Raw genomic sequence first — 15076 nt, forward strand, 5'->3', positions numbered from 1 at the left:
GATGTGACCCGATCGAATCTGATCGGCGGAGAGATGCTGAACTGGTCGGACCTGCACCCGGCCGACGCCCGCCCAGCAGCCGCCGGCGCCGCGGCCGCCGCGCTGCTGGCCGCCGTCCTCCAGCCCACCGACTCCGTCCTGATCGCCGGCCCGCACGCCGCCGAACTCGTCCTGGCGACCGCGGCCCAAGTCACGTCCACCGACCTCCTGGTCCGCTCGGCCCTCGACGCCGAGGAGCTGGCCGAACAGCTCCAGGACACCAAGGGCGAGATCTTCTGCGGCTCCCTGGACTGGTTTCCGGACGCCCCGCACACGCCCCAAACCGGTTTGGGGCAGCGCGAGGCCCAAACTGGGGGGGTAATCCTCCCCACTCCGGCCGGCGGCCCTCCCCAAACCGGTTTGGGCGCCGGGTATGACGTGATCGTCGCGCTGGACGGGCTTGGGCGGCTGGTGGGGCCGGACACCGCGGAGCTGCCTTGGGGCGAGGCGCTTCGGCGGTTGACCTCGCGGCTGCGGCCCGGCGGGCGGTTGTTGCTGGGCGCAGAGAACGCGTTCGGGTTCCAACGGCTGATTCAGCCCGACATCACGGCCGCGCTCCCCCGCGACGAGGACTGGGGTCGCGCTCTCACCGATCAACCACCTGCCGGCCTGAAACCGCTCCTCAACAGCCTCACCGAGACCGGCCCCGTTCAGGTACTGGCGGTCTTTCCCTCGCTTGTTCAGGCTGAGGTCGCGATGGGTTCGGTGGACGGGTTCGCGGGCGCGGTTGCCGCGCGGGCCGTTGCTTCGTGCAACCAAGGTCCGGTGTTGACGGACCCGTACCGGCTGGTGCTGGACGCGGCCGACGCCGGACTCGCCCTCGAACTGGCGCCGGCCTGGTACTTCGTGATGGGAACCGAAGCACCCACCACCCTGCCTGCGGGCGTCGTCCCCAGCGGCGAAGGCATGTTGCTGGAGGAGCAGCTACTGGCGGCTCTGAAGTTTGATGATCAAGCAGCACTCCGGCGAGCAATTCCGGCGTACGTAGCGTGGCTGGCCGCCGGCGGCGCAGGCTCCCCCGACAACGTGATCGTCGACGGCACCTCGTACCGGCTCTTCGGCGAGCCCCAGAACCTCGACGTCGTCGAGCACCTCGCACGCTTCGCGAAGCGAGCACTGGAAAGTGGCGCCCGGCAACCATGGCCCGCCGCCGCCGACCCGCACGCGTTGACCGCGCGGCTGGCCGCGATGGCCGGTATCACCGTGCCGGAGCCGGACTTCACGCCCGATGAAGTGGTCCGGCCGCGCGGCAGCGCCGAGCAGCTGACCACGGTCGCGCGGCTGGCCGACGAGCTGGCACACGCGAGCGCCCGCGCGATCCTGTTCGAGGGTACGGTCAGCGGCATCCGCCGGTCCCGGCCGTACCGCGTCGGTCATGCCGTGATGAACCCGGCCCGGGTGATCCGCCGCCGGCTCAAGCGGGTGCTGCGGAAAGTACGCCGCTGATGCATCACGCCAACCATTTCTACGGCCACGCCAACATCATGGCCACGTACGCCGGACTCTCGAAACCGCCGCGGATCTGGGGTTACCTGCAGCACGGCTGGAACATCCTCGACGGTTTCGCCCACGGTACGAACTTCGCGCCCGGGATGCCCAAGTTCGTCTGGTCCGACAGCGTCCGCCGCCGCGGCCACGCGCTCGGGCTGCGGAACTACTCGGTGATCGGCTCGGTCTGGCTGTACCTGCTCAAGGTGCACCCCGAGCTGGCCACGCCGGCGAAACGGGCCAAGGGCACCATTTTCTACCCGTTCCACGGCTGGGAAGGCCAGCACGTACTCGGCGACCACGGCCGGATCGTTGCCTCGATCAACGAGCACGAGACCGGCCCGGTGACGGTCTGCCTGTACTGGAACGAGTACGACAAACCCGCGATCCGCAACGTCTACAAGGACGCCGGGTTCCGCGTCATCACGCACGGCTACCGCGGCCTGCACTGGCGGCGTACGAACGCGAACTTCCTGCTCAACCAGCTCCGCGAGCTGCGCAAGCACGAACGGGTCGCCTCCAACCGGCTCAGCTCGGCCGTTCTGTACGGCGCCTCGCTCGGCCTGCAGCCCGGTGTGTACGGTGATCCGATGGTGCTGGAGAACGAGCACCCGTCGTTCGGTGGCCAGGCGCGGATCAAACGGCTCTGGCCGGAGCTCGACCAGCCGTTCGTACCCGCCGCCGCCGCGCGTGCTTTCACCGACACCGAGCTGGGCGTCGACCATGTCGCCGGTCCGGCCGAGATCCGGGAGATGTTCCGATGGAACAGCTGAAGATCGGCATCGTCACCCAGGTCCGCGTGACCAGTACGCGGCTGCCGGCCAAGGTGATGCTGACCGTCGCGGGCCGCACGTACCTGGAACATCACCTGGCCCGGCTCGCGCGCACCGATCTGCCGGTGATCGTCGCGACCACCACGAACCACCAGGACGACCTGGTCGTGCAGGTGTGCGAGGACCACGGCATCCCGGTGTTCCGCGGCAGCGAGGACGACGTCCTCAGCCGGTTCGCGGGCGCGGCCCGCGAACACGACCTGGACGCGCTGGTCCGGGTCACCTCGGACTGCCCGCTGATCGACCCGGAGATCGTTGCCGCGGGCGTCGATCGGTGGCGCGCCGAGAACGACCCCGACCTGTACATCTCGAACTGCCTGGAGCGTACGTATCCGCGCGGAATGGACTTCGAGATCTTCTCCGCGGCCCGGCTGTACGACGCCGAGGCCCGCGCCACGCTGAAGGCGGACCGCGAGCACGTCACCTCGTACCTGCACCAGAACCGCTCCGGCGAGATGCGGCTGCTGAACCTGCCGTGGACCGGCGGCGGCGCCCAGTACCGGCTGACGCTGGACACCGCGGACGACTGGAAACTGCTGGACGCGCTGATCGAGGACTTCGACGCGCCGCGGCTCGGCTGCGCCGAACTGGTCGCGATCCTGGACGCGCATCCGGAGCTGGCCGCGCTGAACGCACATATCGAGCAGAAGAAACTCGGCGAGTGACGGCGCGGCAGCCTTCGGCTACGGCATGATTTACACCGATGACCACCGATGACCCAGCCGATCGCCCCGCCGATCGCCCATCCGGCCACGCCGCCGGCAGCGCGACCGGCAACGGGTCCGGCCTGCGCGGGGCGTCGTTCGGCGCCCGGGCGACGTCGTTCGGCGAGGTCGCGGCGGCGTACGAGCTGGGCCGGCCGACTTTCCCGGTCGAGGCACTGACCTGGATCCTCGGCCCGGGCCGCGGCCTGCAGGTGCTCGATCTGGGCGCCGGCACCGGGAAGCTCGCGGCGGTCGCGGCCGGGCTCGGCCACCACGTGATCGCGGTCGACCCGTCGCCGGAGATGCTCGACGTCTGCCGCCGCCGGCCAGGGGTCGACACCATGGTCGGCACCGCCGAGTCGATCCCGCTCGCGCACGCCTCGGTGGACGCGGTGATCGTTGGTCAGGCCTTTCATTGGTTCGACCACGCCCGGGCGCTGCCGGAGATCGCCCGGGTGCTGCGCCCGAACGGCGTCCTCGGCCTGCTCTGGAACAACGCCGACACCGTCGTACCGTGGGTCCGGCGGATCTGGCAGGTGATGCAGGGCGACGCCCATCTGGGCGAGCACAGAGGCGGCAGCGACCGCTTCGAACCGCTCCCGGTCCTGGAGCAGTCCAACCTCTTCGCGCTGATCGAAACGGCCCGGTTCCGGCACTGGCACGATCTCGACCGCAACGGCCTGCGGCAGCTCGCCCAATCACATTCACGGGTCGCCGTACTCAAGGAGACCAGGCGCGACCAGGTGCTCGAGCAGATCGACCTCCTGTACGAACACACCGCCCGCCCACCGGAGCCGCTGCGGATGCCGTACCTGACCGACTGCTTCCGCGCCCGCCCGAGCGAATTCGCCAACTACCGCCGCACCCTCGACGGCCCGGTCGCACCCCACCTCTAGCACCCCTCCGGAACCGCACCGCCAGAAACGTTTTGGTTGCGGTAGGTCACAAATCGCCGACTTGCGGCTAACGTGCACCTGGTTCGAGTCCGGACGAGGGGATAGGTAATGGACGACGAGATGGTGCGCGAGCGGGACGCCCGCGCGTACGAGGCGGTGCACGACGCGGCCGACTTCACCGAGCTGAAACGGCGCTACAAGAACTTCGTCGTGCCCTGGACGATCGCCTTCATGACCTGGTACCTGGCCTACGTCGCCTGCAACAACTGGGCCCGCGACTTCATGAGCCACAAGGTGGCCGGGCATGTGAACGTGGCGCTGATCTTCGGCCTGCTGCAGTTCGTGTCCACGTTCCTGATCGCCGCTCTGTACGGCCGGTTCGCGAACCGGAAACTCGATCCGCTCGCACACGGGCTGAACGCCAAGTACAAGAGGGAGCGTCGCCGGTGAACGCGCTACTCGTCCCGTTGGCCCTTCCGTTGGCCGCCGAGCCCGGCAACCGTACGCTGACCATCTCCCTGTTCACCGCGGTCGTCGCCGTGACGCTGTACATCACCTGGTGGGCGTCCCGGCAGAACAAGACCGCGGCCGACTACTACGCCGGCGGCCGCTCGTTCAGCGGCGCGCAGAACGGGCTCGCGGTCGCCGGTGACTACATGTCCGCGGCGTCGTTCCTCGGCATCTCCGGCCAGATCGCCCTGTACGGGTACGACGGCTTCCTGTACTCGATCGGCTTCCTGGTCGCCTGGCTCGTCGCCCTGCTCCTGGTCGCGGAGCTGCTCCGCAACTCGGGCCGCTTCACGATGGCCGACCAGCTCGCGTTCCGGATGAAGCAGAAGCCGGTACGGACCGCGGCCGCGACGTCGACGATCGTCGTGTCGATCTTCTACCTGCTCGCCCAGATGGTCGGCGCCGGCTCGCTCGTCGGGCTGCTGCTCGGGGTGAAGAGCGAAGGCCTGAAAGCGGCCGTGATCATCCTGGTCGGCGCGCTGATGATCATCTACGTGACCATCGGCGGCATGAAGGGCACCACCTGGGTCCAGATCGTGAAGGCCGTCCTGCTGATGGCCGGTACGGTGCTGATCACCTTCCTGGTGCTGCTGAAGTTCCACTTCAACATCTCCGAGCTGCTCGGCTCGGCCGCGGCCAAGTCCGGCAAGGGCGAGTCGTTCCTGCAGCCCGGTCTGCTGTACGGGAAGGACCTGACCGGTCAGATCGACTTCCTGTCGCTGGGCCTGGCGCTGGTGCTGGGTACGGCCGGACTGCCCCATATCCTGATCCGCTTCTACACGGTGCCAGACTCCCGGTCGGCGCGGCGTTCCGTGCAGTGGGCGATCGGGCTGATCGGCGTGTTCTACCTGATGACGCTGGCCCTCGGGTTCGGCGCGGCGGCGCTGCTGAACACCGCGAAGGGATCGGCGGTCGCGGAGTCCAAGGGCAACGTCGCGTCGCCGCTGCTGGCCGAGTCCGTCGGTGGTGGCGCTGGTTCGCTCGGCGGTTCGATCCTGCTGGCGCTGATCGCGGCTGTCGCGTTCGCGACGATTCTCGCGGTGGTGGCCGGGTTGACGTTGACTTCCGCGTCGTCGTTCGCGCACGACCTGTACGCCAATGTTCTGGCGAAGCGGAAACCGTCGGAGAAGCAGGAGCTTCGGGTGGCCCGGTTCGCGGCGATCGGGATCGGCGCGGTCGCGATCGCGCTGGCGATCCCGGCGCAGAAACTGAACATCGCGTTCCTGGTCGCGTTGGCCTTCGCCGTCGCCGCCTCGGCAAACCTGCCGGCGCTCCTGTTCAACCTGTTCTGGTGACGGTTCAACACGTCCGGCGCGGTCTGGAGCATCTACGGCGGGTTGATCTCCGCCGTCGTCCTCGTCGTCTTCTCACCGGTGGTCTCCGGCAAGCCAACCTCCATGATCACCGGCGCCGACTTCGCCTGGTTCCCACTGTCGAACCCCGGCATCGTCTCGATCCCCCTCGGCTTCCTGTTCGGCGTCCTGGGCACCTACCTAGCCAAAGACCGCTCCAGCGAAACCCGCTACAACGAACTCTCAGTCCGCTCCCTAACCGGCGCCGGCGCCGAAACCCCCACCAAGCACTAACCCCCTCCCCAACAAGGCCGGCTCGCCCCACCGCGAGCCGGCCTTTACATCTGTTACGGGTTCAGGAACCGCCGGAGACCTCACCGCCCCGGCGGCTCCCACCACCGGCGGACCGGGCTCGTCCACCGTCCGGTGAGCTGCCCGGCCAACTTCCGAGAGGCTCTTCTGTCTCAAGGCGAAACCACCATAACCGCCTATTTCCCTGGCATTCAGCCCTTTCCCCGATCTGCCCCAACCTGCCCGCACCTGCCCCGGTGTCACGCGTCGTCCGCCCCCGCCCCACATGTGAGTGTCAAGCCTTGCTACTCATCAAGGCGGGGAAATGCCGATCCACGTATTCGTCGACGAAACCAAGTCCCGAGGGTTCCTGATGGCCGCCGCCCGCTGCCCAGGCGGCAACGTCGCGGTCAACCGTAAGGCGCTGAAGAACCTGCTGCTGCCCAGGCAGGAGCGGTTGCACTTCCGAAGCGAGAGCAACCGGAGGCGGAAGCAGATTCTGCAGGTCATCGCGGACTTCCACCTGACGGTCGACTTGTACTCGACCGACCTCACCTCACACGAAGCGCGGCGGCTGTGCCTCGACGCGATCGTCAGAGACAGCGCGGTGTCAGCCGAACGGCTGGTGATTGAACGAGATGACTCGACGTATGAGCACGACCGCCGGCGCCTGCGTGAGGCGACCCACCGGTTCGGCTGCCATGACACGTTGCGATGGGACGTTCTCGTCGCCAAGGCCGATCCGCTGCTCTGGATCCCGGACGCGGTCGCGTGGAGCTGGGCCCGTGGCGGCGAGTGGAAGGGGGCCGTCGCGCCGTTCTGCCAGGTCAAGGCCCTCTGACAGCGCGAGACCCGGCTCGTCCACCGTCCGGAGGGCTGCCGGGTCCACTTCCGGAAGACTCGTGTCCTCCGGCAAGATCAACTGTAGCGAGTTCTGCGGGTTTGGGGAGGGGGTTTCGCCATCTGCCCCTGGATGCCCCTGGATGCCCCGGGGTTTACAGGTCGTCGGTTATTCGGGCGAGGGCTGCGCCGGCTTTGAGGACCAGGGTTTGGTCTTCTTCGGGGAGGCGGCTGAGGAGTTTGGCGAGTTCGTCGGCGGCCTGGCGGCCGGAGGCGGCTACGGTTTCGGCGCCGGTGTCGGTGAGGACCACGGCGGTGGCGCGGCCGTCCACGGGGTCTGGTTCGCGGCGGACCAGGCCGGCTTGTTCGAGGGCCGCGACCGTGGTGGTGGCGGTGGGTTGGGAGCACGGTACCCGGAGGGCGATTTCGCCGATCCGGATCGGTTGCTCGTCGGCGATCAGCATCAGGGCCAGGAACTGCGTCGGGTGCAGGACCGTAGTGGTCCGGCTCCGGCGCAGGTGCCTGACGATTCGGTGCATGCTGACCAGTAGTTGCAGGGCCTCCTGCGCCAAGGCGATCACCTCCGTCGGGAGCCGCCATAGTGGCACAGGCATCCAAATTTTACCTATCGCGGAAGCTTCAACCGAGCCGAATCTCTGGGCGATAGAGGTCTATCCAGGTCGCCAGCGACAGCGTCTGTTCCAGGTGCCGGCGTGCCGCGCCATCCGCCTGCACCGCCTGCTCCTGCACCATTTTCCGGTCGAGCAGCTCGAACACCGGATGCCGATCGGCCAGTAGACCACGCGTCTGCTCCGCAAGCGCGGCCACGTACGCCGGGTCCTGCGTCTGCGGGTACGGGGACTTGCGCCGCTGCACCACCGACTCCGGCAGCACGTCCCGCGTCGCTGCCCGCAGCAGGCTCTTCTCGTGCCCGTCGAATATCTTCAGCGACCACGGCGTGTTGTAGACGTACTCGACCAGCCGGTGGTCGCAGAACGGGACGCGTACCTCCAGCCCGACCGCCATGCTCATCCGATCCTTCCGGTCGAGCAGGAGCCGCACCATCCGGGTCAGGTGCAGGTAGCAGATCTTCCGCATCGTGCACTCGTGGTCGGATTCGCCGTCCAGCCGTTGCACCTCGCCGATCGCTTCGGCGTACCGGTCGTGCAGATGCCCGCGAAGATCGAGCCGCTGCAGTACGTCCGGGCGCAGTACGCTGAACGGCCCGTCGCCCCGCCGGGACACGGCGTACGCGACCCACGGAAACGTCTGGTGCTGCTGGACCTCGGCGTCGTGGAACCACAGGTACCCGCCGAACACCTCGTCCGCGGACTCGCCCGACAGCGCGACCGTCGACTGCTCGCGGATCGCCGCGAACAGCAGGTACAGCGAGCAGAACATGTCGCCGCCGAGCGGTGCGTCGTTGGCGCGGATCACCTTCCGCCGGATGTCCGGATCGGTCAGCACCGCGTTCTCCAGCACGATGTCGGAGTGCTGCGACTGTACGAGGTCGGCGACGTCGTGGACATACGGCGTGTCCGGCGTACCGCGGAGCTCGTCCGGCTGGAAGTTCTCTTCCTGGCCGACGAAATCGACCGCGAAACTGCGTACCTTGCGGCCGGCGTCGGCGAGTTGACCGGCCGCCAGCGCGGTGATGGCGCTCGAATCCAGGCCGCCGGACAGGAGTACGCAGCGTGGAACGTCCGCGACGAGCTGGCGGCGGGTGATGTCGTCGAGGAGTTCCCGGACGCGCGCGATCGACGTTTCCTGGTCGTCGGTGTGCTGCCGGGTTTCGAGTCGCCAGTACGTACGCCGGTGCAGGCCGGCGCGATCGACGGTGACGACGGTGCCGGGCTCGACTTCGGACATCCCTGCCCACAAGGACTTTCCGGGAGTTTTTGTTGCCGTCAGCAACTCTTGGAAACCGTTGGCCTCGACAACGGCCGGTACGGACGGGTTCGCGAGGATCGCCTTCGGTTCGGAGCCGAAGAGTACGCCGTCGGTGGTCGGGTAGTAGAAGAACGGTTTGATGCCCATCCGGTCGCGGACCATCACCAGGGTCTCGATCCGCGGATCCCAGATCGCGAGCGCGTACATGCCGTTCAGGCGTTCGGCGAAGGACGTACCCCATTCGGCGTACGCGCGGAGCACGACCTCGGTGTCGGAATCGGTCCGGAACGGATGCCCGCGGCGGCGCAGCTCGTCGCGCAGCTCGGTGAAGTTGTAGACCTCACCGCTGTAGACCATTCCGAGCGTGACCGTCCGCCCGTCGTGCGCGACCTCGGTCGTCATCGGCTGCTCGCCGCCGGCCAGGTCGATGACCGCGAGCCGGCGATGACCGAGGGCCACGTGCGGCGCGTACCAGGTGCCGTCGGCGTCCGGCCCGCGACACGACATCGTCGCGGTCATCGCGTCGACGGTGCCCTGTTCCGCGCCGAGATCCTGCCGGTACGCCACCCACCCGGTGATGCCACACATCAGGGTTGCTCCTCTCGCGAGATACATTCCACTCCAATGTATTTCTCGCGGTGAGTGACGCAACCTGTCGTTTCCGTGACCAATGTCTCAGAGGTGTTCGGCGACCACTCCCAGGGCGAAGGCGAGTCCGGCGAGGCCGAGCATCACCGATGCCAGTACAACCAGCCGGCGCTGCAGTACCGGAAGTTCAGCCGCCGTCGCGAACACCCGTTGCGGCCAGTGCCGCCACGACACGTACCAGAAGATCCCGCTCGCCGCGATCAGCAGCAATCCTTTGACCGCATGAATCCACCAGCCGCGGTGATCGATCAGAAGCATCCCCAGTCCGGTGACCGCGATCGCCGCGATCAGACCGATCACCTTCCATCGATTCCCTGACGCAATCACCGCGACCAGCGCCTCCCGCCCGCCCTGATCCGCCCCGAAATACCTCTTCACCTTCGGCTGCACCACGAACAACGAGTACGCCATCCCCCCAACCCAAGCCGCCCCCAACCCCGCATGCACCACCGCCAGAACCACCACCACTCCGCTCACCCCTCGCACACTAAGCGCCCACTGGCCTTCTGAGTGAATGGGTAGGCCCCGGGAGGGAGGCTCCCGGGGCCTGGGGCAACTCAGTTGCAGGTCAGTCCTCGTCGGACTTTCCGGCGGCCAGGTTGGTTTTGATCAGGTCCATCACGGTGGAGTCGGCCAGCGTGGTGACGTCGCCTACCTCGCGGTTTTCGGCTACGTCGCGGAGCAGGCGGCGCATGATTTTGCCGGAGCGGGTTTTGGGGAGTTCGGAGACGACCATGATCTGGCGTGGTTTGGCGATCGGGCCGATTTCCTTGGCGACGTGGTTGCGGAGTTCCTGGACCACGTCCGGGCCGCCGTCGCCGGCTTCGGTGCGGAGGATGACGAACGCGGCGATCGCCTGACCGGTGGTCGGGTCGGTGGCGCCGACGACGGCGGCCTCCGCGACCTTCGGGTGCGAGACGAGCGCGGACTCGATCTCGGTGGTGGACAGCCGGTGCCCGGACACGTTCATCACGTCGTCGACCCGGCCGAGCAGCCAGAGGTCGCCGTCCTCGTCCTTCTTCGCGCCGTCACCGGCGAAGTACACGCCCGGCCAGCGCGACCAGTACGTGTCGATGAACCGCTGGTCGTCGCCCCACAGCGTACGCAGCATGGCCGGCCACGGCTTCGTGATCACCAGATAACCACCGGAGCCGTTCGGTACCGGCTTGCCGGCGTCGTCCACCACGTCGACGTTCACGCCCGGGATCGCCTTCATCGCGGCACCCGGCTTGCCCGCGGTCACGCCGGGCAGCGGCGAGATCATGTGCATACCGGTCTCGGTCTGCCACCAGGTGTCGACGACCGGCGCCTTGTTCCCGCCGATGTGCTCGCGGTACCAGACGTACGCCTCCGGGTTGATCGGCTCACCGACCGACCCGATCACCCGCAGCGAGGACAGGTCGAACTTCGCCGGGATGTCCGCGCCCCACTTCATGAAGGTGCGGATCGCAGTCGGCGCGCAGTACAGGATCGACACCTTGTACTTGGCGATGATCTCCCACCAGCGCCCTTGGTGCGGCGTGTCCGGCGTACCTTCGTACAGCACCGAGGTGCTCGCGTTCGCGAGCGCGCCGTACACGATGTAGCTGTGCCCGGTCACCCAGCCGATGTCGGCCGCGGTCCAGTACACGTCGGTGTCCGGCTTGAGGTCGAACACACCCCACTGCGTGTACGAAGTGCCGACCAGGTACCCACCGGTGGTGTGCAGGATGCCCTTGGGCTTGCCCGTGCTGCCCGACGTGTACATCACGTACAGCGGGTGCTCGGCGTCGAAGGCCTCCGGCTGGTGCTCGGCCGACTGCTTGCCGACGAAGTCCTCCCACCAGAGGTCGCGCCCGTCGGTCATCGCGGTTTCCTGGCCGGTGCGCTTCACCACCAGCACGTTGCGTACGTCCGGGCAGTCCACCAGCGCGGCGTCCACGGCCGGCTTCAGCGCGGCCGGCGCGCCACGGCGGTACCCGCCGTCGGAGGTGATCACGACGCGGGCGTCGCAGTCGAGGATCCGGTCCTTCAGCGCCTCCGAGGAGAAGCCGCCGAAGATCACCGTGTGCGGCGCGCCGATCCGGGCGCAGGCGAGCATCGCGACCACGGTCTCGGGAATCATCGGCATGTAGATGGCGACGATGTCACCGGCCTTGACGTTCAGCTCGAGCAGCGCGTTCGCGGCCTGGCTGACGTCGTCCTTGAGCTGCGCGTAGGTGATTTCGCGGGTGTCACCAGGCTCACCCTCGAAGTAGTACGCGACCTTGTCGCCGAGACCGTTCTCGACGTGCCGGTCGACACAGTTGTACGCGGCGTTCAGCTTGCCGTCGGCGTACCACTTCGCGAACGGCGGGTTGCTCCAGTCGAGCGTCTCGGTCGGCTCGGTGGCCCAGGTGAGCCGCTTGGCCTGCTCCGCCCAGAACCCCTCGAAGTCCGCGGCGGCCCGATCGTACGCGTCGGCCTTCAGGTTCGCTTGCGCGGCCAGGTCGGCGGGCGGCTCGAACCGGCGTTCCTCATGCATCAGGTTCGACAATGCCTCGGTTTGGGGTGACTCTGCATTCGTCACGTCGACGACTCCCTCATCGCTTGACTACTACTGGCGCGGCGGCAGCGCCTAGTTACTGTTGTATCAACGTCAACCCCGTACGCGGAACTGCCGTATCACCCAGACGGTTCGTTTTTGCGCCGAAAGGTCCGATTCCGGGCCTGACGGCGCAGTTCGGCGGCCCCAGTGGCCCAGACGGCCACCTGGTTGGCCGCTCAGTCAGCTAGCCCGTTGACTGCTCAGTCAGCAACCACGTTGGCTGAGGATTCAGGTACGACGGAACCAAGCGGGCCGCCCGTGCATCGGAGTTGACGTGAACCCGACGCAGCCGACCACGCCGCCGCAGCCGCCCGTGAGCAATGAGCGGCGCAGGATCTCCCGCGCCGCGCGCCGCCGGGTGCACGCGCGTGAACTGCGGGTACGCCGGACGCAGAAGGATGCCCGCGCCCAGCTCCCGGTGTGGTGATGATCGCAGTGTCGTAGGCGGTCCGATGTGGTATCGGACCGCCGGTAATAGGTCCTACCCCTGATGGATCGGCCGTTGGTGGGCCGATCGTTCCTGGTGGCCGGCTATTCCTGGTGGTACGTGCGGAGCTTGCCGAGGATCGTGGTCAGCCGGGCACGGTCGGTAGCTGACAGCGGCGCGAAGATCTCCTCCTGCGCCTTGCCGATCAGTGTCGACAGCTTCTTGTACTGCCGCTTGCCGGCCGTGGTGATCGTGATGATGTTGCGCCGCCCGTCCGCCGGATCGGGGCTGCGCTCGACGTACCCGTCGGCTTCCAGCTCGTTGAGCGCGGCAACAACATCGCTCCGGTCGATCGAACTCCGCCGGCCGAGCGTCGCCTGACTCGCCGGGCCGAACTCCACCAGCGTCGCAAGCAACCGGAAGTGGTACGCCCGCGCACCCCCGGCGGCGAACGACTCGGTGACGATCCGCTGCGCATGCGCGGCGTTCTGGGTCAGCAACCAGCTCGGCAACTGGGTCAGGGCTGTCGGGGTCTGCTCGTCCACCCGCGCAGTCTATGCGCTGACAGGTCCGCGAACCTGCACGTAGCTCCGCCCGCGCGGACCATTGACCACACTGGACTGTTGCCGAACCGCCTCAGTTGCCCGAACCGTAGCGTTGGCCGGACCTACGATTCGCGGGCGTCGAGCAGATCGTCCCAGTGGTTCTCGGCCCAGGTGCAGAGGTGCTCGAGCGGTTCCAGCAGGGCGCGGCCCAGGTCGGTGAGCTCGTACGTGACCCGCCGGCTCGGTTTGGTGGACGCGGTTCGGCGGACGAATCCGTCTCGCTCCAAGGCACGCAGCGACTGGGTCAGTACCTTCGGGCTGATCCGGGCCAGCGGAATCCGGAGCTCCGAGTACCGCCGGGGTCCGTCCGCCAGGCAGCGCAGCACCATCCCCGCCCACTTGTCGCCGCCGACCCGGAACGGCAGCAGCGACGACGGGCAGATCTCCTCGAACATGTCCGCTCGGAGCGCCTCCATGCTCACCAAGGTATCCAATCGGTAACCAGGTCGCCTTCTACGGTCGCCGTACCCATTTCGGAGGAGGTTGCGGTGAGCAAGATTCTGGTGATCGGAGCCCGCGGACGAGCCGCCCGCGCGGCAATCACCGAGGCGACAGAACGCGGTCACGACGTACTAGGCGTCGCACGCACGCCGGACACGCCGGCCGCCGGCGCTGCGAGCGGTGCGGGCGTCGGTGATCCGGATGTCGGTGGTGCGGGCGTCGGTGCTGCAGGTGCGGCGGGTGTCGGCGGGGGTGGGGTGGTCGTGGGGGATGTGACCGATGCGGCGCGGGTTGCCGAGTTGGCGCGGGGGCGGGATGCGGTGGTCGCGGCGGTGTACGACGGGGGCAGCGACCCGTCGGCGTTCTTCCCGGCCGCGGCGCGGGCGCTGGTCGACGGTTTGACGAAGGCGGGCGTGAACCGCCTGGTCTGGGTCGGGCTCGCGTCGATCCTGCCGACCGCCGACGGTACGTTGCTGATGGACACCGACGGGTACCCACGCGAGTACCGCTCGTTCTTCCTCGCCCACCAGGCCGCCCTCGACGTCTTCGCGGCATCGACCCTGGACTGGGTTTCGATCGCCCCGACCGGCGATTTCGACCACGCCGACCCGGCCCGCAGGGGCGGCTACCGCGTTGCCCCCGGCAACGCCGAGGACCTCATCTCGTACGCCGACCTGGCGGTTGCCCTGATCGACGAAGTGGACCACCCTGCCCACCACCGTACGGCGATCGGCGTAGTGGTCTAGCCGACCTCCTCGCCCCGGCCGCGCCGGAACGATAGGTTCGACGCATGGCCGGGGCCGAGGAGTACTTGAACAAGGCGCTGGCGGTCGCGCACCAGGCCGCCGAAACCCAACTCGAACCGATCCGCACCGCCGCCGCCCTGATCGCCGGCGCGCTGTCGGCCGGACATCAGTTCTGGGTCTTCGGTACGGGTCACAGCCACGCGCTCGCCGAAGAACTGTACGGCCGGGCGGGCGGCCTGGCCGACGTACGCGCGATCCTCGAACCCGGCCTGATGCTCCACGAAGGACTGCAGAAAAGCTCTCTGCTGGAACGCCTACCCGGTTTGGCCGCGGTGCTGCTGGAAGTCAACCCGCTGGCCGCCGGTGACGTCGTACTGATCGCATCGAACTCCGGGCGCAACGCCGTACCCGTCGAATTCGCCCTCGGCGCCCGCGAACGCGGCGTCAAGGTCATCGCGCTCACCTCGATCGCCCATTCCACCGCGGTAACCTCCCGCGCCCCGAACGGCCAACGCCTCTTCGAAACCGCCGACGTGGTGATAGACAACTGCGGCGTCGCCGGCGACGCCCTGATCCAAGTCCCCCATACCACCGAACCCACCGGCCCCACGTCGACCATGATCGGCGCCCTCCTCCTCCAGGCCCTGACCGTAGAACTCGTCACCCTCCTAACCGCCGAAGGCAATCCCCCAAACATCCTCCGCAGCCTGAACGTCTAGCCCAACCAACCGCGCCGACCGCGATGACGGGGCAAACCCTCCGGTTGAGGGGTCATCCCCGCAGGTGCGGGGTTGCCCCTTCGAATTCCCAGGGGGCAACCCTGCATCCGAACGGGCAGGCCCGATGGATGCTGGGCGGTT

The 15076-nt window shown here is 67.9% G+C and carries 17 protein-coding genes; 11 read left to right on the forward strand and 6 right to left on the reverse strand.

All coding sequences use genetic code 11. The annotated features are described in order from the left end of the window. The first annotated feature begins 3 nt into the window (after positions 1-3). The 8 genes from HDA44_RS23515 to HDA44_RS23545 all read left to right on the forward strand — a co-directional run bounded on the left by HDA44_RS23515 (position 4) and on the right by HDA44_RS23545 (position 6894). Positions 4-1485: a hypothetical protein gene (locus HDA44_RS23515; protein ID WP_337906304.1), complete on the forward strand. Its 1482-nt coding sequence runs from the start codon at positions 4-6 to the stop codon at positions 1483-1485. Then, positions 1485-2300, forward strand: coding sequence for a hypothetical protein (locus HDA44_RS23520; protein ID WP_184837866.1), 816 nt, complete (start codon positions 1485-1487; stop codon positions 2298-2300). Before HDA44_RS23515 ends, HDA44_RS23520 begins: the two co-directional genes overlap by 1 nt. Beyond that, the gene (locus tag HDA44_RS23525) at positions 2288-3025 is read left to right on the forward strand and encodes a cytidylyltransferase domain-containing protein (protein WP_238352527.1); all 738 of its coding nucleotides are present in this window, start codon (positions 2288-2290) and stop codon (positions 3023-3025) included. The genes HDA44_RS23520 and HDA44_RS23525 overlap by 13 nt, the downstream gene beginning before the upstream one ends. Positions 3026-3063: 38 nt before the next feature. Beyond that, on the forward strand, positions 3064-3960 hold the full coding sequence (locus HDA44_RS23530) for a class I SAM-dependent methyltransferase (protein WP_184837868.1): 897 nt from the start codon (positions 3064-3066) through the stop codon (positions 3958-3960). A gap of 108 nt (positions 3961-4068) precedes the next feature. Further along, positions 4069-4410: a DUF485 domain-containing protein gene (locus HDA44_RS23535; protein ID WP_184837870.1), complete on the forward strand. Its 342-nt coding sequence runs from the start codon at positions 4069-4071 to the stop codon at positions 4408-4410. Next, positions 4407-5765: a solute symporter family protein gene (locus HDA44_RS23540; RefSeq protein WP_425557138.1), complete on the forward strand. Its 1359-nt coding sequence runs from the start codon at positions 4407-4409 to the stop codon at positions 5763-5765. Before HDA44_RS23535 ends, HDA44_RS23540 begins: the two co-directional genes overlap by 4 nt. Positions 5766-5807: 42 nt before the next feature. After that, positions 5808-6056, forward strand: a complete 249-nt coding sequence (locus HDA44_RS39095) for a hypothetical protein (RefSeq protein ID WP_425557137.1) — start codon at positions 5808-5810, stop codon at positions 6054-6056. A 322-nt stretch (positions 6057-6378) separates the two neighbouring features. Continuing rightward, complete coding sequence (locus tag HDA44_RS23545) at positions 6379-6894, forward strand: hypothetical protein (RefSeq protein ID WP_184837872.1); 516 nt, start codon at positions 6379-6381, stop codon at positions 6892-6894. A 154-nt stretch (positions 6895-7048) separates the two neighbouring features. Here HDA44_RS23545 and HDA44_RS23550 read toward each other — a convergent pair whose 3' ends face one another. From HDA44_RS23550 to acs, 4 genes are all read right to left on the reverse strand, one after another. After that, entirely contained in the window at positions 7049-7507 is a 459-nt protein-coding gene (locus HDA44_RS23550) for a MarR family winged helix-turn-helix transcriptional regulator (protein WP_184837874.1), read from the reverse strand. 25 nt (positions 7508-7532) lie between these two features. Beyond that, complete coding sequence (asnB, locus tag HDA44_RS23555; RefSeq protein WP_238352528.1) at positions 7533-9398, reverse strand: asparagine synthase (glutamine-hydrolyzing); 1866 nt, start codon at positions 9396-9398, stop codon at positions 7533-7535. A 60-nt stretch (positions 9399-9458) separates the two neighbouring features. Continuing rightward, the gene (locus HDA44_RS23560; protein ID WP_202887519.1) at positions 9459-9842 is read right to left on the reverse strand and encodes a hypothetical protein; all 384 of its coding nucleotides are present in this window, start codon (positions 9840-9842) and stop codon (positions 9459-9461) included. A gap of 157 nt (positions 9843-9999) precedes the next feature. Beyond that, the gene (gene acs / locus HDA44_RS23565) at positions 10000-11934 is read right to left on the reverse strand and encodes an acetate--CoA ligase (protein ID WP_184844134.1); all 1935 of its coding nucleotides are present in this window, start codon (positions 11932-11934) and stop codon (positions 10000-10002) included. Between the two features lie 337 nt (positions 11935-12271). On the opposite strand from acs, the gene HDA44_RS23570 reads away from it, so the two are divergent. Then, entirely contained in the window at positions 12272-12424 is a 153-nt protein-coding gene (locus HDA44_RS23570) for a hypothetical protein (RefSeq protein WP_184837877.1), read from the forward strand. Between the two features lie 104 nt (positions 12425-12528). Here HDA44_RS23570 and HDA44_RS23575 read toward each other — a convergent pair whose 3' ends face one another. Both HDA44_RS23575 and HDA44_RS23580 read right to left on the reverse strand, forming a co-directional pair. Then, on the reverse strand, positions 12529-12969 hold the full coding sequence (locus HDA44_RS23575; RefSeq protein WP_184837879.1) for a MarR family transcriptional regulator: 441 nt from the start codon (positions 12967-12969) through the stop codon (positions 12529-12531). A gap of 122 nt (positions 12970-13091) precedes the next feature. Further along, positions 13092-13445 carry a winged helix-turn-helix transcriptional regulator gene (locus HDA44_RS23580; RefSeq protein ID WP_184837881.1) on the reverse strand — a complete coding sequence of 118 codons (354 nt, stop codon included), beginning with the start codon at positions 13443-13445 and terminating at the stop codon, positions 13092-13094. A gap of 72 nt (positions 13446-13517) precedes the next feature. On the opposite strand from HDA44_RS23580, the gene HDA44_RS23585 reads away from it, so the two are divergent. Next, positions 13518-14216, forward strand: coding sequence for an NAD(P)H-binding protein (locus HDA44_RS23585; RefSeq protein WP_184837883.1), 699 nt, complete (start codon positions 13518-13520; stop codon positions 14214-14216). Positions 14217-14260: 44 nt separating this feature from the next. Then, a complete protein-coding gene (locus HDA44_RS23590; protein ID WP_184837885.1) occupies positions 14261-14935 on the forward strand; it encodes a sugar isomerase domain-containing protein in 675 nt (224 codons plus the stop codon). The last annotated feature ends 141 nt before the right edge of the window (positions 14936-15076 follow it).

It is taken from the genome of Kribbella solani (assembly GCF_014205295.1).
GTDB classification, from domain to species: domain Bacteria; phylum Actinomycetota; class Actinomycetes; order Propionibacteriales; family Kribbellaceae; genus Kribbella; species Kribbella solani.